This window comes from Pseudomonas emilianonis, assembly GCF_023072625.1.
Lineage (GTDB): Bacteria > Pseudomonadota > Gammaproteobacteria > Pseudomonadales > Pseudomonadaceae > Aquipseudomonas > Aquipseudomonas paraveronii.
The window spans coordinates 1-18,773 of record NZ_JAKNRV010000006.1 but is presented as its reverse complement, the minus strand read 5'-3'; the positions used below and the strand labels follow the sequence as shown (position 1 = coordinate 18,773).

Annotated in this window: 17 protein-coding genes and 1 pseudogene; 5 read left to right on the top strand and 13 right to left on the bottom strand. The window is 60.4% G+C overall.

What is annotated here, in order from left to right; translation table 11 throughout:
• Nucleotides 1–54 precede the first annotated feature (54 nt).
• Nucleotides 55–408 (top strand): dihydroneopterin aldolase, encoded by a 354-nt coding sequence (gene folB / locus L9Z73_RS01585; protein ID WP_026140135.1) that lies wholly within the window; start codon nt 55–57, stop codon nt 406–408.
• Nucleotides 399–917 (top strand): 2-amino-4-hydroxy-6-hydroxymethyldihydropteridine diphosphokinase, encoded by a 519-nt coding sequence (folK, locus tag L9Z73_RS01580; RefSeq protein ID WP_247395851.1) that lies wholly within the window; start codon nt 399–401, stop codon nt 915–917. Before folB ends, folK begins: the two co-directional genes overlap by 10 nt.
• Here the strand turns inward: folK and L9Z73_RS01575 are convergent.
• The 11 genes and pseudogenes from L9Z73_RS01575 to L9Z73_RS01525 form a co-directional block, all read right to left on the bottom strand.
• Nucleotides 912–2,141: a multifunctional CCA addition/repair protein gene (locus tag L9Z73_RS01575; RefSeq protein WP_247395850.1), complete on the bottom strand. Its 1,230-nt coding sequence runs from the start codon at nt 2,139–2,141 to the stop codon at nt 912–914. The two genes, folK and L9Z73_RS01575, sit on opposite strands and share 6 nt — an antisense overlap.
• A 63-nt stretch (nt 2,142–2,204) precedes the next feature.
• The gene (locus L9Z73_RS01570; RefSeq protein WP_247395849.1) at nt 2,205–3,767 is read right to left on the bottom strand and encodes a SpoVR family protein; all 1,563 of its coding nucleotides are present in this window, start codon (nt 3,765–3,767) and stop codon (nt 2,205–2,207) included.
• Nucleotides 3,764–5,035, bottom strand: a complete 1,272-nt coding sequence (locus tag L9Z73_RS01565) for a YeaH/YhbH family protein (protein ID WP_247395848.1) — start codon at nt 5,033–5,035, stop codon at nt 3,764–3,766. Before L9Z73_RS01565 ends, L9Z73_RS01570 begins: the two co-directional genes overlap by 4 nt.
• 113 nt (nt 5,036–5,148) lie before the next feature.
• Nucleotides 5,149–7,071: a PrkA family serine protein kinase gene (locus L9Z73_RS01560; protein ID WP_247395847.1), complete on the bottom strand. Its 1,923-nt coding sequence runs from the start codon at nt 7,069–7,071 to the stop codon at nt 5,149–5,151.
• A 285-nt stretch (nt 7,072–7,356) separates the two neighbouring features.
• Nucleotides 7,357–7,686 carry a thiosulfate sulfurtransferase GlpE gene (gene glpE, locus L9Z73_RS01555; RefSeq protein WP_247395845.1) on the bottom strand — a complete coding sequence of 110 codons (330 nt, stop codon included), beginning with the start codon at nt 7,684–7,686 and terminating at the stop codon, nt 7,357–7,359.
• 33 nt (nt 7,687–7,719) lie between these two features.
• On the bottom strand, nt 7,720–8,571 hold the full coding sequence (locus L9Z73_RS01550) for a symmetrical bis(5'-nucleosyl)-tetraphosphatase (RefSeq protein WP_247395843.1): 852 nt from the start codon (nt 8,569–8,571) through the stop codon (nt 7,720–7,722).
• Nucleotides 8,571–8,951, bottom strand: coding sequence for a Co2+/Mg2+ efflux protein ApaG (gene apaG / locus L9Z73_RS01545; RefSeq protein ID WP_247395841.1), 381 nt, complete (start codon nt 8,949–8,951; stop codon nt 8,571–8,573). Before apaG ends, L9Z73_RS01550 begins: the two co-directional genes overlap by 1 nt.
• A gap of 87 nt (nt 8,952–9,038) precedes the next feature.
• Nucleotides 9,039–9,818, bottom strand: a pseudogene (locus L9Z73_RS01540) (ABC transporter ATP-binding protein); the annotation flags it as partial.
• Nucleotides 9,815–10,672: an ABC transporter permease gene (locus tag L9Z73_RS01535; RefSeq protein WP_247395839.1), complete on the bottom strand. Its 858-nt coding sequence runs from the start codon at nt 10,670–10,672 to the stop codon at nt 9,815–9,817. The pseudogene L9Z73_RS01540 and the gene L9Z73_RS01535, both read right to left, overlap by 4 nt.
• Nucleotides 10,669–11,616: an ABC transporter permease gene (locus tag L9Z73_RS01530; RefSeq protein ID WP_247395838.1), complete on the bottom strand. Its 948-nt coding sequence runs from the start codon at nt 11,614–11,616 to the stop codon at nt 10,669–10,671. Before L9Z73_RS01530 ends, L9Z73_RS01535 begins: the two co-directional genes overlap by 4 nt.
• Nucleotides 11,617–11,619: 3 nt before the next feature.
• Complete coding sequence (locus L9Z73_RS01525; RefSeq protein WP_247395837.1) at nt 11,620–12,507, bottom strand: proline iminopeptidase-family hydrolase; 888 nt, start codon at nt 12,505–12,507, stop codon at nt 11,620–11,622.
• A gap of 184 nt (nt 12,508–12,691) precedes the next feature.
• Between L9Z73_RS01525 and L9Z73_RS01520 the strand changes: the two genes are divergently transcribed.
• Both L9Z73_RS01520 and L9Z73_RS01515 read left to right on the top strand, forming a co-directional pair.
• Nucleotides 12,692–13,456: a LuxR family transcriptional regulator gene (locus L9Z73_RS01520; RefSeq protein ID WP_247395836.1), complete on the top strand. Its 765-nt coding sequence runs from the start codon at nt 12,692–12,694 to the stop codon at nt 13,454–13,456.
• A 93-nt stretch (nt 13,457–13,549) separates the two neighbouring features.
• On the top strand, nt 13,550–14,482 hold the full coding sequence (locus L9Z73_RS01515) for a proline iminopeptidase-family hydrolase (protein ID WP_247395835.1): 933 nt from the start codon (nt 13,550–13,552) through the stop codon (nt 14,480–14,482).
• A gap of 38 nt (nt 14,483–14,520) precedes the next feature.
• Here L9Z73_RS01515 and L9Z73_RS01510 read toward each other — a convergent pair whose 3' ends face one another.
• Both L9Z73_RS01510 and punC read right to left on the bottom strand, forming a co-directional pair.
• Nucleotides 14,521–16,023: a nucleobase:cation symporter-2 family protein gene (locus L9Z73_RS01510; protein ID WP_247395834.1), complete on the bottom strand. Its 1,503-nt coding sequence runs from the start codon at nt 16,021–16,023 to the stop codon at nt 14,521–14,523.
• A 309-nt stretch (nt 16,024–16,332) separates the two neighbouring features.
• Nucleotides 16,333–17,517: a purine nucleoside transporter PunC gene (punC, locus tag L9Z73_RS01505; RefSeq protein ID WP_247395833.1), complete on the bottom strand. Its 1,185-nt coding sequence runs from the start codon at nt 17,515–17,517 to the stop codon at nt 16,333–16,335.
• Between the two features lie 122 nt (nt 17,518–17,639).
• Between punC and punR the strand changes: the two genes are divergently transcribed.
• Nucleotides 17,640–18,554: a DNA-binding transcriptional activator PunR gene (punR, locus tag L9Z73_RS01500; RefSeq protein WP_247395832.1), complete on the top strand. Its 915-nt coding sequence runs from the start codon at nt 17,640–17,642 to the stop codon at nt 18,552–18,554.
• Nucleotides 18,555–18,773 lie beyond the last annotated feature (219 nt).

Below are 18,773 nucleotides of genomic sequence, written 5' to 3'. Positions count from 1 at the left end.
GGACGCCCTGATTCTAACGGGGCATCGCGCCCTTGTCGTGCTGCGGAGAAGAGCTTGGACAGAGTGTTTATCGAAGGCCTGGAAGTCGACACCGTGATCGGGGCCTACGACTGGGAGCGCGGCATCAAGCAATGCCTGCGCCTGGACCTGAGTTTCGCCTGGGACAACCGCCCGGCCGCCGCGGGTGACGACCTCACTCTGGCGCTGGATTACGCCAGTGTGTCCGCGCGCATCCAGGCCTTTGCCGAGCAGTCGCAATACCAGTTGGTGGAAACCTTTGCCGAGCGTCTGGCCGAAGTGCTGATGAGCGAATTCCAGATTCCCTGGCTGCACCTCAAATTGACCAAGCCGGGGGCCGTGCCGGCCGCCAAGGGCGTGGGCGTGGAGATCGAGCGCGGATGTCGCTAACTCAGGTTTACCTTGGTCTTGGCAGCAATATCGAGCGCGAGCCCCATCTGCGTGCGGGCCTGGATGCGCTGGCGAGCTTCTTGATCGACGTGCGCTGCTCGGCGGTGTTCGAGAGCCAGCCGGTGGGCATCAAGAGCGGGCCGTTCTTCAACCTGGTGGTGTCGGCTTTTACCGACCTGTCGTTGATGGAGCTGGATCGCCGGTTGAAATCCATTGAGGCCGACAATGGCCGTTATGCGCCGGATCGCAAAGGCCTGCCGCTGGATATCGATGTGCTGTTGTACGGTGACCTGGTGGGCAACTTCGATGGCCTGATCCTGCCGCGTGCAGAAATCCTGAAAAACGCCTTCGTGCTGTGGCCGCTGTCGATGATGGCGCCGGATCGTGTACACCCTGAGGTGGGCAAGACGCTGGCTGAGCTGTGGCGGGATGCGCAGATCGATCAGGTGCTGGCGCCCGTCGGATTCGAATGGCAGGGCCAGCAACTGACGCCGAGCACGCTCCTATAGGGCGTGTTGGTCCTTGTAGGCTTTCAATGTCTTGAGCCGTTCGCGCTTCAGGGCCTCGCCCAACTCGGGGCCTTTAAAGCCCTTTTCCAGCAACGGCGCCACCGCGACCTCGCGCGCGGCCTTTGCGGCGCCGCGTAAATAATCTGCCTGTGGATAACTGCGTTGCTCGAAGCCTGTGCGGCCACGGGCGTCCATTTCGCAGGCGACCACAAACTCTTCAAAACGCTGCGGCCGGCGGTAAACGTCAAAACTCTGCAGCAACTCCAGCAATGTCGAGGCTTTCAACTCCAGCGCGCGATGACCATGGGTGTGGTATTGGCCCACCAGTAGCGCCAGTTCCTGGCAGTCCTTGGGTGCCTTGAAGCGTTCATTGATCGCTTTGATCAGCTTCAAGCCGCGCTGCTCGTGGGCAATATGCTGCGGCAACTTATCCACAGGCGTCAGGCCTTTGCCGACGTCATGGAGCAGGCAGGCCCAGCGCACCGTCAGGGGCTGATGATGCACGGCGGCCTGCCGGAGCACGCTCAAGGTGTGAACACCGGTGTCGATCTCGGGATGATGGGCTGCGGGCTGCGGCACGCCAAACAGTGCGTCGACTTCCGGCATCAAGGTTTTCAGAGCGGCGCAATCGCGCAGCACCTGGATGAACACCTGGGGTTGATCTTCCATCAGGGCGCGGGAAATTTCTTTCCAGCTGCGCTCTGGCGTCAAGGCTTGGAGTTCACCGGATTCGCTGAGTTGACGCATCAGGTCCAGGGTTTGCGGGGCTACCGTAAAACCCAGGTGGGCGTAGCGCGCAGCAAAGCGCGCAACCCGCAATACACGTAGGGGATCTTCGGCGAATGCCGGGGAAACGTGGCGTAAAATGCGTGCTTCAAGGTCGCGCTGGCCGTGATAGGGGTCGGTCAGCCTGCCGTCGTCGTCCTCTGCCATGGCGTTGATGGTCAGGTCGCGGCGGATCAGGTCTTCTTCCAGCGTGACTTCGGGGCTGGCGTGAAACACAAAGCCGCCATAGCCCCGGCCACTCTTGCGCTCGGTACGGGCGAGGGCGTACTCGTCGCCGTTTTTCGGGTCGAGGAATACCGGAAAGTCCGCGCCCACCGGCTTGTAGCCCTTGGCGAGCATTTCCTCGGTCGTTGCGCCGACGACGACGCGGTCAATATCGGTGACCTTGATGCCGAGAAGGCGATCACGCACCGCGCCGCCGACTGTGTAGATTTTCATGAAAAAGCCTCCATTAGCCGCACAGGATAACGCCTGTGTCCGGCCAATGGAGGCTTTGCCGTTTCAGAGATGAACTGCGGCCAGGTCCAGGCGGCCGTAGTCGTTGTCGTTGTGATCGCTGCGCGGTGGTACGTGGTGGGTTTTCATCACCTGATCGCCCTGCAGGGTTTCCAGGTGGATATCGAACCCCCATAGCCGATGCAGGTGCTTGAGCACTTCCTCGGTGGACTCGCCCAGGGGTTTGCGGTCGTGCTGCTGGTGACGCAGGGTCAGCGAGCGGTCGCCGCGCACATCGATGCTGTAGATCTGCACGTTGGGCTCGCGGTTACCCAGGTTGTATTGCGCCGCCAGGGTTTCGCGGATGGTGCGGTAGCCGGGTTCGTCGTGGATGGCCGGCACCGTGAGGTCGTCCTTGAGGTCGTCATCAAGGATGCTGAACAGCTTGAGGTCGCGAATCACCTTGGGCGACAGGTATTGCAGGATGAAACTCTCATCCTTGAAGCTGCTCATGGCGAACTTGATGGTTGATAGCCAGTCGGTGCCGGCGATTTCCGGGAACCAATGGCGGTCTTCTTCGGTGGGGTGTTCGCACATGCGCCGGATGTCGCGGTACATGGCAAAACCCAGCGCATAGGGGTTGATGCCGCTGTAATACGGGCTGTCGAAGCCGGGTTGCAACACCACGCTGGTGTGGGAAGTGAGGAACTCCATCATGAAACCGTCGGTGACCAGGCCTTCGTCGTACAGATCGTTGATCAGGGTGTAGTGCCAGAACGTCGCCCAGCCTTCGTTCATCACTTGGGTCTGGCGCTGTGGGTAAAAGTACTGGGCGATCTTACGCACGATGCGCACGATTTCCCGTTGCCACGGCTCTAGCAGGGGCGCGTGCTTTTCCAGGAAATACAGGATGTTTTCCTGAGGTTCGGCGGGGAAGCGTGCATTGTCCTTGTCGTTGTTTTTGCCGGCGCGTTTGGGAATGGTGCGCCATAGGTCATTGATCTGCTTCTGCAGGTGTTCTTCACGCTCCTTCTGGCGCAGGCGTTCTTCTTCAGCAGAAATCGGGTAAGGGCGTTTGTAGCGATCGACGCCGTAGTTCATCAGGGCATGGCAGGAGTCGAGTAAGTCTTCCACCGCATCGATGCCGTGGCGCTCCTCGCACTGCATGATGTACTGCTTGGCAAACACCAGATAATCGATGATGGAACTGGCGTCGGTCCACGTGCGAAACAGGTAGTTGCCCTTAAAGAAGCTGTTATGCCCGTAGCAGGCATGAGCCACCACCAGTGCCTGCATGCAGATGGTGTTTTCTTCCATCAGGTAGGCGATGCACGGGTCGGAGTTGATGACGATCTCGTAGGCCAGGCCCATCTGGCCGCGGCTGTACGATTTTTCAGTGCTGAGGAAGTGTTTGCCGTAGGACCAATGGTGGTAGCCCAGGGGCATGCCGACCGAGGCGTAGGCGTCCATCATCTGTTCGGCGGTGATCACTTCGATCTGGTTGGGGTAGGTGTCCAGGGCATAACCGGCCGCGATACGGCTGATTTCCCGGTCGTAGGCCTGGATCAGTTCAAAGGTCCACTCGGACCCGGTGGAAATGGGTTGGCGCTTCTGCTCTTTGGCGGTCATGTCACTAACCTGCGCTGGAAGAGTTCACGGAAGACCGGGTAGATATCGCCGGCCGAGACCAATTGCTGCTGGGCGAATGTATCGGCGAAGGCTTCGCCGATGCGCTCGTATTCGAACCACAGCGCCTGGTGCTCACGAGGGGTGATCTCGACATAAGTGTAGTACTGCACGAATGGCATGATCTGGTTGATCAAGATATCGCGGCAGATCGGCGAGTCGTCGTTCCAGTTGTCGCCGTCGGAGGCCTGCGCTGCGTAGATATTCCAATCGTTGGCCGGGTAGCGCTCGGCCATGATTTCCTGCATCAGTTTCAACGCGCTGGAGACGATGGTGCCGCCGGTTTCCCGCGAGTAGAAGAACTCTTCTTCGTCGACTTCCCGGGCGCTGGTGTGGTGGCGGATGAAGACCACATCGATCTTGTCGTAGTTTCGCTTGAGGAACAGGTACAGCAGGATGAAAAAGCGCTTGGCGATGTCTTTGGTGGCCTGGGTCATGGAGCCAGACACGTCCATCAGGCAGAACATCACCGCCTTGGAGCTTGGGTTGGGTTGTTTGACCAGCAAGTTGTATTTCAAGTCGAAGGTGTCGAGGAACGGCACGCGGTGGATGCGCGCGCTGAGCTTCTCGATTTCTGCCTCGATTGCCTGTATATCGCCGAAGTTGTCAGGCTCTTCGCGCTTCATGCGCTCCAACTCTTCTTTGGCCTCTCTCAGTTTGGCGCGGCTGCTGCCGGACAGGGCGATACGCCGGGCATGAGCCGAACGCAGGGTGCGGATAATGTTGATTCGCGAAGGGTTGCCTTCATTGCTGATCCCGGCGCGCACGGTCTTGAACGTGTCGGTGCCGGTCAGGTTGCGCTTGACCAGGTTGGGCAGTTCCAGGTCTTCGAACATGAATTCGAGGAATTCTTCCTGGGTGATCTGGAACACGAACTCATCCATGCCTTCGCCGGAGTTACCCGCCTTGCCGGGGCCCTTGCCGCCGCCACCGCCTTGGGGGCGCTGGATATGTTCGCCGGTGGTGAATTCCTTGTTGCCCGGATGCACCACCGTCTGCTTGCCGCCCCGGCCGTGGTGCAGCACCGGTTCGTCGATGTCGCGTCCGGGAATGCTGATTTGTTCGCCATGCTCCATGTCGGTGATGGAGCGGCGGCTGACGGCCTCTTCAACGGCCTTTTTGATGTGATCACGGTAACGCCGCAGGAAACGTTGACGGTTTACCGTGCTCTTGTTCTTGCCATTGAGGCGTCGGTCGATCACATAGCTCATGGGGAGCCCTCCGGGCAGCTTCACGTTACAAGCTTCAAGCCGCGAGCTGGAAGCTTAGAGACAAGCGGTCGACTGCCAGGCCGTGGGCCTGGCATTGCACGCCTGTCGCTGCCTTACTGCGATTTGCGCACCCGCAGATACCACTCGGAGAGCAGTCGTACCTGTTTGTCGGTGTAGCCACGCTCGACCATCCGTGTGACGAAGTCGTTGTGTTTTTGCTGATCCTCCTTGCTGGCCTTGGCGTTGAAGCTGATGACCGGCAGCAGATCCTCGGTGTTGGAGAACATTTTCTTCTCGATGACCACCCGCAGCTTCTCGTAGCTGAGCCAGGTGGGGTTCTTGCCGTTGTTGTTGGCGCGGGCGCGCAGCACGAAGTTGACGATTTCGTTGCGGAAATCCTTCGGATTGCTGATGCCGGCCGGTTTTTCGATCTTTTCCAGTTCCTCGTTGAGGGCCACACGGTTGAGGATTTCGCCGGTTTCGGGGTCGCGGTATTCCTGGTCCTGAATCCAGAAGTCGGCATACAGCACGTAGCGGTCGAAGATGTTCTGACCGTACTCGCTGTAGGACTCCAGGTACGCGGTCTGGATTTCCTTGCCGATAAACTCGATATAGCGCGGCGCCAGGTATTCCTTGAGGAAGCGCAGGTAGCGTTCGCGGGTTTCGGCCTGGAATTGTTCCTGTTCGATCTGCTGCTCCAGCACATAGAGCAAGTGGACCGGGTTGGCGGCGATCTCGTGAGGGTCGAAGTTAAACACTTTGGACAGGATCTTGAACGCAAAGCGCGTCGACAGGCCGTTCATGCCCTCATCCACGCCAGCGGTGTCGCGGTATTCCTGGATCGACTTGGCCTTGGGATCGGTGTCCTTCAGGTTTTCGCCGTCGTACACGCGCATCTTCGAATAGATATTCGAGTTCTCCGGCTCCTTGAGGCGCGACAACACGGTGAATTGCGCGAGCATCTTCAAGGTGTCGGGCGCGCAATGGGCTTTGGCCAGGGAGCTGTTGAACAGCAGCTTGTCGTAGATCTTGATTTCATCGCTGACCCGCAGGCAATACGGCACCTTGACGATGTAGATCCGGTCGATGAAGGCTTCGTTGTTCTTGTTGTTGCGGAAGGTGTGCCATTCCGATTCGTTGGAGTGGGCCAGCAGAATCCCGGTGAACGGAATCGCGCCGAGGCCTTCGGTGCTGTTGTAGTTGCCTTCCTGGGTGGCGGTGAGCAGTGGGTGCAGCACTTTGATTGGGGCCTTGAACATCTCCACGAATTCCATCAGGCCCTGGTTGGCCCGGCACAGTGCGCCCGAGTAGCTGTAGGCGTCGGCGTCGTTCTGTGGGAATTCTTCGAGTTTGCGGATATCGACTTTACCCACCAGCGCCGAGATGTCCTGGTTGTTCTCGTCGCCCGGCTCGGTCTTGGCCACGCCGATCTGGTTGAGGATCGACGGGTAGAGTTTCACCACGCGGAACTGGCTGATATCACCGCCGAACTCGGACAGGCGTTTGGTGGCCCACGGCGACATGATGGTGTTGAGGTAGCGCCGTGGGATGCCGAAGTCTTCTTCGAGAATCGCGCCATCTTCCGTGGCGTTGAACAGGCCCAGGGGCGACTCGAAGACCGGTGAGCCCTTGATGGCGTAGAAGGGCACTTTCTCGATTAGTTGTTTGAGTTTTTCGGCCAGCGACGATTTGCCGCCGCCAACAGGACCGAGCAGGTAGAGGATCTGTTTCTTCTCTTCCAGGCCTTGGGCCGCGTGTCGGAAGTAGGAGACGATCTGGTCGATGCACTCTTCCATGCCGTGGAAGTCTTCAAAGGCCGGGTAGCGGCGGATCACCTTGTTCGAGAAGATTCGCGACAGGCGCGAGTTATTGGAGGTGTCCACCAACTGCGGCTCGCCAATTGCCAGTAACAAGCGTTCGGCGGCAGACGCGTAGGTGCTGCGGTCGCTTTTGCACAGCTCGAGATACTCTTGCAGCGTGAGTTCTTCCTGCTGTGTGGACTCGAAGCGTTGTTGGAAGTGGCTAAAGATACTCATGACGTCGTCACCTCGCTCGATACGTGGAGCCGACGCCGGATCAATCAGTCGATGCTGGCAGTCATTGACGATCGCCAATGGCCGTTTTCCCCCCAGAACACCCTGTAACGCTACCGATGACCCGCACGCCGGTGTACCGGCTCTCCCCTGATTCGGATGGCCTGCGCTTAAGGATAGTTCGGAATCTGCGAGGTAAAGGCGTGATACACAATTTGTTTGGCTGCGCCGTTCGTCAGAAGCGGCGCAAGCCCAAGCGTCACGCGGGGTAGCGGGGTGTGAAAAAAATTATTGCGAATCGCCAGCGGCAATTTCTGCAGGATAGGTCGTGCGCCACAGCTCAAAGCCGCCGTCCAGACTATAGACGTCGGAGAAGCCTTGGCTGATGAGATAGGCGGCCGCGCTCTGGCTGGAGTTGCCGTGGTAGCAGGCCACGATCACGGGTGCGTCGAGGTCGGCGGCGCGGATGAAGTCGGCGATGTTGTTGTTGTCCAGGTGTCGGGCGCCTTTGATGTGGTTCAGGGCGTAGGTCTGGGGGTCACGAATATCCACCACCACCGCGCCTTGTTCGCGCAGGGCCTTGGCTTGTTCGGGTGGGATACGTTTGAATTCGCTCATGGCGGGCTCCTTGGGCTTGGCGGCTCGCGGCGTCTAGCGCTTGGCGGCAACCGGCGGGGTAAGGGGAGTAGGGGAGGGGCACTGGCAGGTCAGACGCTCGCCGGTGTCGATGTTCATCAGGGTCATGGCGCCGCCCCACACGCAGCCGGTGTCGAGGGCGAACACGCCGGGTTCATCGCATTTGCCTTCGAGGGCCGCCCAGTGACCGAAGATGATCTTCGTGTCGCGGGTCTTGCGTTCCTTGTGGGCGAACCACGGCTTGTAGCCGGGCAGCGCGGTGTCGGCGCCTTCCTTGCTCTTGAGGTCCAGCTTGCCGTCGGCGGTGCAGAAGCGCATGCGTGTGAAATAGTTGGTGATCACGCGCAGGCGGGCGACGCCCGTCAGCTCGTTGTCCCATTTCACTGGCTCATTGCCGTACATGCCGTCGAGGTAGGCGATGTACCGGTTGTCATCGGCAATGGCGCTTTCGACTTCGGCAGCGCACTTGAGGGCTTTTTTCAGCGTCCACTGCGGTGGAATACCGGCGTGGACCAGCACCATGTCGCGGTGCTCGTCGTAGTGCATGATCTTTTGCCTGCGCAGCCAGTCCAGCAGGTCGACTCGGTCCGGCGCTTCGAGGATTTCCCGCAGGGTATCGCCCTTTTTCAGACGCTCGATGTTACTGCCAGCCGCCAGCAGGTGCAGGTCGTGGTTGCCCAGTACGCACACCAGGGAATCGCGCAGGCCATGTAAGTAGCGCAGGGTCTCCAGGGATTCGGGGCCACGATTGACCAGGTCGCCCACCAGCCACAGGCGATCGTTCGCCGGGTCGAAGGCCACGCGTTCGAGCAGGAACTTGAGGGGTTCCAGGCAGCCTTGCAGGTCGCCGACTGCATAGGTTGCCATCAGTGCAGGGCTCCGGGCACGGCGAGACGAAATGGCTGGATGATCGCGTCGAACAGTTTGCCGTCGGTGGCTTTCATTTGATACGAGCCTTGCATGGTGCCGACCTTGGACGTCATCACCGTGCCGCTGCTGTAGGTATGGCTGGCACCGCTATCGATCAGCGGTTGCTGGCCGACAACGCCGGCACCACGCACTTCCTCCACTTGACCGTCACCGTCGGTGATCACCCAGTGGCGTGACAGCAGCTTGGCCGGCACCAGCCCGTTGTTTTTCACCGTGACGGTGTAGGCAAAGGCGAAACGGTTGTGTTCGGGTTGCGATTGGTCCGCCAGGAAGCGGGTAACGACGCTGACGTCGATCTGGTAGCGAGGATCGGACATGCAAGAGGCCTTAAAAGCAAAAGCGGAGGACAGCAGATGCGGATCAGTCTAGGCCAAGAGGTGTGCACTAGGCCAGACATGCTGTCTGGCCGGCTGGCAGTCGATCAGGCCCGCGGTATACGGGTGCCGGGGATGAGCGAGCAGCTCGTATTTACTGCCGTGCTCGCACAGGCGCCCGGCGTACATCACCGCGATGGCGTCGCAGGTTTGCGCCACCACGCCGAGGTCGTGGGTGATCATGATGATCGACAGGCCGCGCTGGTCGCGCAGGTCGAGCAACAACCGCAGGATTTGCGCCTGCACAGTCACATCGAGGGCCGTGGTGGGTTCGTCGGCAATCAGCACTCTCGGGTTGCAGCCCAATGCCACGGCGATCATGGCGCGCTGGCGCATGCCGCCGGAAAACTCATGGGGGTAGTTGTCGACCCGTGCCTGGGGATCGGGAATACCCACTTGGCGCAACACCTCGATGGCTTGCCGGCGCGCGTCTTTTTTCGACGCGCCTTGATGCAGACGGATGCCCTCGGCGATCTGCTCACCGATGCGCATCAGCGGGTCGAGGTGGCTGCTGGGGTTCTGGAAAATCATGCCCAATTGCCCGCCGCGTACCGCGCGCATGCCCGCGTCGTCCAGTTGCAGCAAGTCCTGGCCAGCCAGGCGCACCGCGCCGCCCTGCACCCGCAGGTTGGGCGACGGCAACAGGCGTATCAACCCGCGACAGGCCATGGTCTTGCCCGAACCGCTTTCGCCCACCAGGCCGAGGATTTCGCCTTCGGCCAAGTCGAAGGAGACGCGGTCGACCAGGGTCACCTCGCGCCCGGCATTGTTGGCAATCACGCTCAGGTCGCGCACTTGAAGCAGGCTCATGCGCGCTCTCCCAGCACTTGCGCCACGCCATCGGCCAGCAGGCTGAAGCCCATCGCCAAGGTCACGATGGCCAGGCCCGGGAAGGTGCAGATCCACCAGGCGGTGGTAATAAAGGCTTGCCCTTCGGCGACCATCGTCCCCCACTCGGCGGTCGGCGGTTGCACGCCCAGGCCCAGGTAACTCACGGCCGCGCCATTGAGCAGGACCAGCACCGCGTCGGACATGGAAAACACAATCGAACCAAACATCGCATTCGGCAGCAAATGCCGGAACAGAATGCGCCCGTGACCAAAGCCGAGGCTTTTCGCCGCCAGGGCGAAGTCACTTTCCTTGAGCACCAGGATCTGCGAGCGGATCAACCGCGCATACGACACCCAGCCCACCAGCGCCATGGCGATATAGAAACTCTTCAAGCCCGGACCGAGGATGGCCATGATTGCCAGCATCAACACCAGGAACGGGAACGCCAGGATCACGTCGATGATGCGCATGCAGACGCTGTCGAAACGCCCGCCGATATAGCCGGAGACCGCGCCGATAAAGGTGCCGATCATGAACGGGAAGATCACCCCGACAATCGCCAATTGCAGGTCGATGCGTGCGCCCCAGATCACCCGCGAAAGAATGTCGCGACCGTAATTATCCGTACCAAAGGGATGGCCCAGGCTCGGCCCAAGCAAACTGATATCGGTATTCTGCGCAATCGGGTCGAACGGCGCGAGCCACGGCGCAAACAGCGCCAGGCCTAGCCACGTCAACAGAATCAGCAAACCCCACGTGGCAGTCAGTCGACCGTCGCGAAAACCAAAGCGCAGGCGCAGACGCCATGGGGCAATCAATGGACGACTGCTCATTGCATCTTCACCCGCGGGTCGAGGGCGACGGTCACCACATCCGCCACAAAGTTGACCAGCACCGTCGCACAGGCCAGCACCATGGCCACGCCCTGCACCACCATGTAGTCGCGGGTAAAGATGCCGCGCACCAGCAACTGGCCGATGCCGGGAATGGCGAACAGGCTTTCGATGACCACCGTGCCGCTGATCAGCCAACCGATATTCACCGCCAGCAGGTTGACCGCCGGCACCAGGGAATTGGGCAGCACGTGCCGGCGAAACACCGCTGCTTCCGACAACCCGCGCGCCCGGGCGGCGGTGACAGGGTCCGCCTGCAACTCCATCAACATGCTCGCCCGCAGGTTGCGCACCAGCACCGCCGACAGGGCCAGGGCGATGGTCAGGCACGGCAGGACCATATGGTGCGCCTTGTCCAGCCAGGTGCGACCGTAGCCGGACACCGGAAACAGGCCCCATTGCACACTGAACAGCAGGATCAGCATCAACCCCAGCCAAAACGCCGGCATGCCCAGGCCAACGGTGGTGAACACGCGGATCAGGTTGTCCGCCCAACCGCCTTTGTGACGCGCCGCGACGGTGGCCAGCGGCACTGCAATCAGCAGCGCCAGCAGCACACTGCCGAGCACCAGCACCAGGGTCGGCTCGATACGGGTGACGATCAGCTTCAACGCATCGACCTTGTACAGCAGCGATTGGCCGAGGTCGCCCTTGAGCAGGTTTTTCAGGAAGTAAAAATATTGCAGCCACAGGGGCTGGTCGAGCCCGAACTGTGCGCGGATCTTCAGCAACGCATCCGGCGTGCTGCGCGAGCCGAGCAGCGCGCGCGCCGGGTCACCGGGAATCGAGCGCACCAGCACGAAGGTGATCAGGCTGATGCCAAACAGCACCGGCAGCAATTGCAGCGGCCGGGACAGCACGAAACGGTAGCGCGCCAGGTTCATCCGTCAGCCTCGGTGACGCGCGAGGAAGTCCAGCAGTACCGGAAAGTACGCCTGGGGCTCTTCATAAAATGGCATATGACTGCTGTTGGGGAACACATGCAATTCGGCGTGCCGGGCGGCCAGTTTCATGCGCAGGGCGCAGGCTGGGGTGAGTTCGTCGTGCTGGCCGGTGGTGATCAGCATTGGCATGTTGAAATCGGCCATCTCGGCGATGCGGTTCCAGTCCTTGAGGTTGCCGATATACAGAAATTCGTTGGGGCCCTGCATGGTTTCGTAGGGGCCCATGTTCCAGTCGTCGAGGGAGCGCCGGAGCGGCGCCGGCCATTCGTCCAGGCGGCACACGTGGCGGTAGGTGAGCAAGGTGATCGCGGCCTGGTACTGCGGGTGATCCAGCGTGCCCATCGCTTCATGGCGCTGCATCATCGCCACGGTTTCGCTGCCGAGGGCGCCGCGCAGGCGTTCAAGCTCCCGGGAGAGGTGCGGAATGTCGCCGACGGTGTTTTCCAGGATCAGGCTTTTCAGCGCATCGGGGTAACGGATAGCGTATTCGATGCCCAGCCAGCCGCCCCAGGAATGCCCGAGCAGATGCACACGGCCCAGGCCCAGGGTTTGGCGCACGGTTTCGACTTCTTCGACATAACGGCCGATTTCCCACAGGGAAACATCGGTCGGTCTGGCTGAAGCACCGGTGCCAAGCTGGTCGAATGCAACCACTCGCAGGTCATGCTCTTTGAGCCAGCCATGGGCGTCGCGCAAGTAGTCACACGGCAGCCCCGGCCCGCCGTTGAGGCACAACAGCACCTCATCGCCTTCGCCAAAGCTGTAGACCACGAGGTCATGGCCATCGACTTGCACGGTGTACTGCTGGTCGGGGGCTATTTCACGCCACATGCATACGTTCCTTGTGTGGTATCGGCCTGGCGGGTTGCGGCCGCTTATGAGGCCATAAGCTACCGAGGATGCCGTGCATCCATAACCTAGTATTTCTTATAGGTTTGGCCTGGCAGTCCTTCGCCGGGGCGTGGCATTCTACTTGCAGCAAGTCGAGATTCATATGAATTCGGGAGCAGAACGGATGCTGGCCAAGCTAACTGCCTTCAATCACCGTCTCATGCCGGGCAGGAGCCTGGATGAGCAGATGGACAATACGTTTATCCTCGCCCAACAGCTGGGTTTCGATGCGCTGGTGTATGACTATTCGCCGGTGCCCATCGACCTCAACGGTGCGTTGATCACACCTTCTGTGCTGCAACTGCGCAACACCCCTTCCGATTGGCACGCCTTATGGTGCAGCGAAGGGTTTTACCAGATCGATCCGGTGCAGCACCTGGCCTTGAGCACGGTGTCGCCGTTTGTCTGGTCCTACGAGGCCAAGGCGCAAACCGCGCTGCAGAAGATCATGGACCCGTGCCACGCCCCCGTCTCGTCTTACCTGCATGATCAGCAACTGACCTGCGGCGTCAGCGTGCCGATTCACCTGCCCCAGGGCGGCTTCGCATCGTTGACCGGCTTGCGCACCGGCAAGGCGCACACGGTGCTGGAGGATGCGCAGCAAACCTTGTCGGATTTCAACCTGATTTCCCATGCATTGCAGGAAGCGGCCTACCCGCTGTTCAGCAATGAACTACGCACCTACCCGCATATCCGTCTGACCAAACGTGAGCGCGAGTGCCTGAAATGGGCCGCCGACGGCCTGACCGCCGCCGAAATCGCCACGCAACTGAGCCGCTCACTGGCGGTAGTCACCCTGCATCTCGCCTCGGCGATGCACAAACTGGGGGCAAAAAATCGCGTACAGGCCGTGGTGCGCGCCACCCATTACCGCTTGCTGGAGGGTTGACCCTCGGCAAAACCTAGCTGTTTTGCTAGTTACCTAAACGTTCTGTGCCGATTATCGTGTCCCTGATCCTTTTTTTTCAAAGCAGGGTACGAAATGGAATTCATCGAGAAAGTCCGCGAAGGGTACGCGCCCTTCGGCCCCTATCAGACCTGGTACCGCATCACCGGCGACCTGACCTCCGGCCGTACACCGTTGGTGATCATCCACGGCGGTCCCGGCTGCACCCATGACTATGTCGACGCCTTCAAGGACGTTGCCGCCAGCGGCCATGCTGTCATCCACTACGACCAACTGGGCAACGGCCGCTCCACGCACTTGCCCGACAAAGACCCGTCCTTCTGGACTGTCAGCCTGTTCCTCGACGAACTGAACAACCTGCTGGACCACCTGCAAATCAGCCAGAACTACGCAATTCTCGGGCAATCCTGGGGCGGTATGCTCGGCAGCGAACATGCGATTCTGCAACCCAAGGGCCTGCGTGCGTTTATCCCGGCCAACTCGCCCACCTGCATGCGCACCTGGGTCAGCGAAGCCAACCGCCTGCGTAAGCTGTTGCCAGAAGGCGTGCATGAAACCCTGCTCAAACATGAAGCCGCCGGCACCTACCAAGACCCTGAGTATCTCGCCGCCTCGCGAATTTTCTACGACCAGCACGTCTGCCGGGTCAACCCATGGCCAGACGAGGTCGCGCGCACTTTCGCCCAGGTCGATGCAGACCCGACCGTGTACCACGCCATGAGCGGCCCGACCGAGTTCCATGTGATGGGCAGTTTGAAGGATTGGAACGTGATTGGCCGTCTGTCGGCGATCAAGGTGCCGACCCTGGTGATCTCCGGCCGGCATGACGAAGCCACACCGTTGGTGGTCAAGCCGTTCCTGGATGAAATCGCGGATGTGCGCTGGGCGCTGTTTGAAGACTCCAGCCACATGCCCCATGTGGAAGAACGCCAGGCGTGCATGGGGACCGTGGTGAAGTTTTTGGACGAGGCGTGTTCTGTGCCGCACAAAGCCCTTAAGGCTGGCTGAGGTCCACTGTGGGAGCGAGTTTGCTCGCTCCCACCCATTCAGGCCTCGCTGGTCTCGGCCTTCGGCGCTTTTTTCGACACCTCGGCCAGCAGCGGAATCTCCTTCCCTTCGGCATCAAACAGCTTGCCACCCCTGAAGTAATCGCCTTCGCGCAAGACTGCCACGTCCTGGAAACACAGGCTGCGCTCGGTCCCCGCCACAAACACCGACTGCTGGTCCGAGTTGCCGGCAGTGAAGTGGTTGAACGTCAGGTTCAGCAGAATCGCCATGATCGCCGACGAGCTGATGCCCGAATGAAAAATGGTCGCGAACCAGCCGGGAAAGTGATCATAGAAATTCGGCGCGGCAATGGGGATCATGCCGAAGCCGATCGAGGTGGCAACGATGATCAGGTTCATGTTGTTGCGGTAATCCACCTTGGACAAGGTGCGAATACCGCTCGCCGCCACGGTGCCGAACAACACGATCCCGGCACCGCCCAATACCGAGGTCGGCACTGCCGCAATCACCCGCCCCATAAACGGCAGCAGGCCGAGGATGACCAGGAACACTCCGCCCGTCGCGACCACAAACCGACTTTTCACCCCGGTAACCGCGACCAGGCCGACGTTCTGGGCGAACGCGCTCTGGGTAAACGAACCAAAAATCGGCGCAAACATGCTCGACAGCATGTCGGCACGCAAGCCGTTACCCAGGCGTTTGGAGTCGACTTTGGTGTCGATGATCTCGCCCACGGCCAGGATGTCCGCCGAGGTCTCCACCAGCGTCACCATCACCACAATGCACATGGAAATGATCGCCGCCACATGAAAGGTCGGCACGCCGAAATGAAAGGGCGCAGGGAAGCCGAACATCGGCCCCTGGCTCACGCCGGAAAAGTCCGCCATGCCGAGGAACACCGCAATCACGGTGCCGATCACCATCGCCAACAGGATTGATAACCGCGAGATCGCCGCGCTGCCGATTTTGCTCAACAACAACACCAGCACCAGGGTCAGCGCGGCCAGGCCGACATTCGCCATGCTGCCGAAATCCGCCGCGTGGCTGTTGCCGCCCATGGCCCAGCGCGCGGCCACCGGCATCAGGGTCAGGCCGATGGTCGTGATCACAATGCCGGTCACCAACGGCGGGAAAAACCGGGTGATCCGCGAGAACACCGGCGTGATCAGTAGCCCGATAAACGACGCAGCCATCACCGCCCCGAGAATCGCCGGCACCCCACCGGCGCCATCACTGCCGACAATCGCCACCATCGTCGCCACCCCGGAAAACGACACGCCCTGCACCAGCGGCAACTGACAGCCAAAGAACGGCAGGCCAAGGGTTTGCAACAGCGTGGCCAGGCCACCGGCAAACAGCGACGCGGCGATCAACAGGCCAATATCCGCCGGCGACGACCCGGCCGCCTGACCAATAATCAACGGCACGGCAACGATGCCGCCATACATAGTGAGCACATGCTGCAGGCCGTAAGCCATGTTGGCGGCGACGCCGAGATTCTCATCTTCGGGCCGTTGCGGTGACGCCTTCGGGATAGTCATGGTGAGCGGGTCTCTGTTTTTGTTGTGGGGCCACTGTATGCAATAACCGGACTATATGTCCATAGAGTTGTATACAATCACCCGAACAAGATCCCATCCCACGGTGTTACAAAATCGCCAATCGCACGTCGACGACCACGCTGAATATGGCAGTGACGCTCCAGGGCGTATCGCTCAAGACGCTGAAGAAACCGCAATCACGTGTGGGCGTTGACGTGCCTGCGATGCAGACAACGCGGCGCATCAGGTTCACCGAGCCGATACCAGCGCAGGCAAGCCAGTTCCCACATGTTGGAATGCATTGCCAACTCAAGCGTTTTCCAGCTGCGAATGATCGGTTTTCGGCCGCGCCAGCCAATAGCCCAGCACCGCCAGCGGTGCGGTCGCCAGCATCACAATCACGGTGATCAGCAGCGGCTGCTCGAGCATCGACGACACCAACAGGCTGCTGAGAAAACACAGGCCCAGTTGCAGGGTGTTTTGCAGCGCCGCCGCCTTGCCGGAGTTTTCCGCAAACGGCATCAGCGCATTCGCCACCACGATGGGGTAACTGGCACCGTTGACCAGGGCCATCAGGCAGAACGGAATCAGCAAGGTGGTCAGGGTCGGCACGCTCAAGGTGGCGACCAGGTACAACGCGAGCATGCTGATGCAGTAGACCACCAGCAGCCAGGGCAACAGCGTCTTGCCCTGGAACCGCTGCAAAGCGCTGCGGCAACTGTAACCACCGATCAGGAACGCGAGGGTCGGCAGCACATAACTCAGGCCAATGTCATTCGGGCTGTAGCCCATGTCGCCAAGGATGAACGGCGAGGCGGTCAACCAGGCGAAGAAACTGGCGGAGCAGGCGGCAAAGATCATGACGTTGCCGGTGAACACGCGCGAGCCAAGCAACTGCCCATAACCGAGGCGCGTAGGTTCGCCCTCCTCCGCCAGCCGTTTCGGTGCAGTGCGCAGGAATAGAGTCGGCAGCAGCAACAGCAGCGACACCCCCAGCAACACCGCGAAAATCGCCTGCCAACCAAAGTGATTCAACACCATGGCGCCCAGCAGTGGCGCCAGGGCCGGCGATAACGACATCAGCGGCATGATGCTGGCAAACACGCGGTGAGCCTTATCGGCCGGGTAGCGGTCAATCACCAGCGCCTGCCAGCTCACAGCAGCGGAACACACGCCAATCGCCTGGATAAAGCGCAGTGCCAGCAACTGCGCTGCGGTCTCGACCCAGAACATGCCGATACAACCCAGCACGAACAGGCTCAGGCCCGTGAGCAGGATCGGTTTGCGCCCCAGTCGGTCAGACAACGGCCCCCACAACAACTGCCCCACGGCAAAGCCGGCGAGGAAAATACTCAAGCTGGCGCCCACTGCGCCCGCGCCGATCTGTAATTGCTCGCCCATGGCGCCGAACGCCGGCAAGTACATGTCCATGGCGAGATAACCGAGCATGCTCAGCCCCGCCAGGTACCAGGTGAAACCAAAAGAATTTTTCATTGAAGCCTTGTAGATCTTGCCATCAAACAATTTGCTGACTACTAACCATTATGAAGCTGACAATTTCTCTGTGAAGCGAGAATAATTGGACACTTCTATCAATTAATTTGAAGGCAGCCGCCATGTGGTCCGAATATTCCCTGGATGTGGTCGATGCCGTCGCACGCCATGGCAGCTTCAGCGCCGCCGCCCAGGAATTGCACCGAGTGCCGTCAGCCATCAGCTACACGGTGCGTCAGTTGGAAGAATGGCTGGCCGTGCCCCTATTTGTGCGGCGCCATCGTGACGTAGAGCTCACCCCCGCCGGCCGTCTATTTATAGACGAAGCCCGCAGCGTGATGAAAACCATGCTCGGCACACGGCGCCTGTGCCAGCAAGTGGCCAATGGCTGGAGCGGCCAGTTGAAGGTCGCAGTGGACTCTATCGTCAAGCCGCAGCGCTGCCGGCAGTTGGTGCTGGATTTCTATCGGCAGTTCCCAGACGTGGAATTGCTGCTGGAGTACGAGGTGTACAACGGCGTGTGGGATGCCCTCGCCGATGAGCGCACCGACATCGTGATCGGCGCCACCAGCGCGGTGCCGGTGGCGAGTCACTTCACGTTTCGCGATATGGGCCTGTTGAACTGGTTGTGTGTGGTCAGCGCGAAACACCCGCTGGCGGCGCTGGACGGTTTGCTCAGTGACGATCAACTGCGCCCGTTCGCGTCCCTGTGCATGACCGACACGTCGCGCAACCTGCCCAAGCGCGATACCTGGACCCTGGACAACCAGCGCCGTCTGGTAGTGCCGAACTGGGCCTCGGCCATTGACTGCCTGCGCGACGGTCTGTGCGTCGGCATGGCGCCGGCGCATCAGGTGTTGCCGTGGATCGAACGTGGAGAGTTGGTCGCGCTGCAACTGCGCCGGCCGTTCCCGGCCAGCCCGTCATGCGTGGCGTGGGCGCAGAACAAACTGTCCCCGGCGATGAGTTGGTTGCTGGAATACCTGGGGGATAGCGAGACGATGAACCAAGAGTGGTTGAATGGGAGTGACCTCTGAAGATCAGCGGAATCCCTTGTGGAAGGGGCTTGCTCCCGATCACTGTGTCAGTCGGCCAATCTGCAACTGACACACCGCCATCGGGGGCAAGCTGAACTGGTCAAGTAATTTTGGACACCAGTTAAGGTTTCACGCCGCCAGTTTCTCCATAGCTACCGGCGACCGGTAGCCGTTGTAGCTATGGAGCCTGACGTTGTTGTATCGCATCACATAACGCTG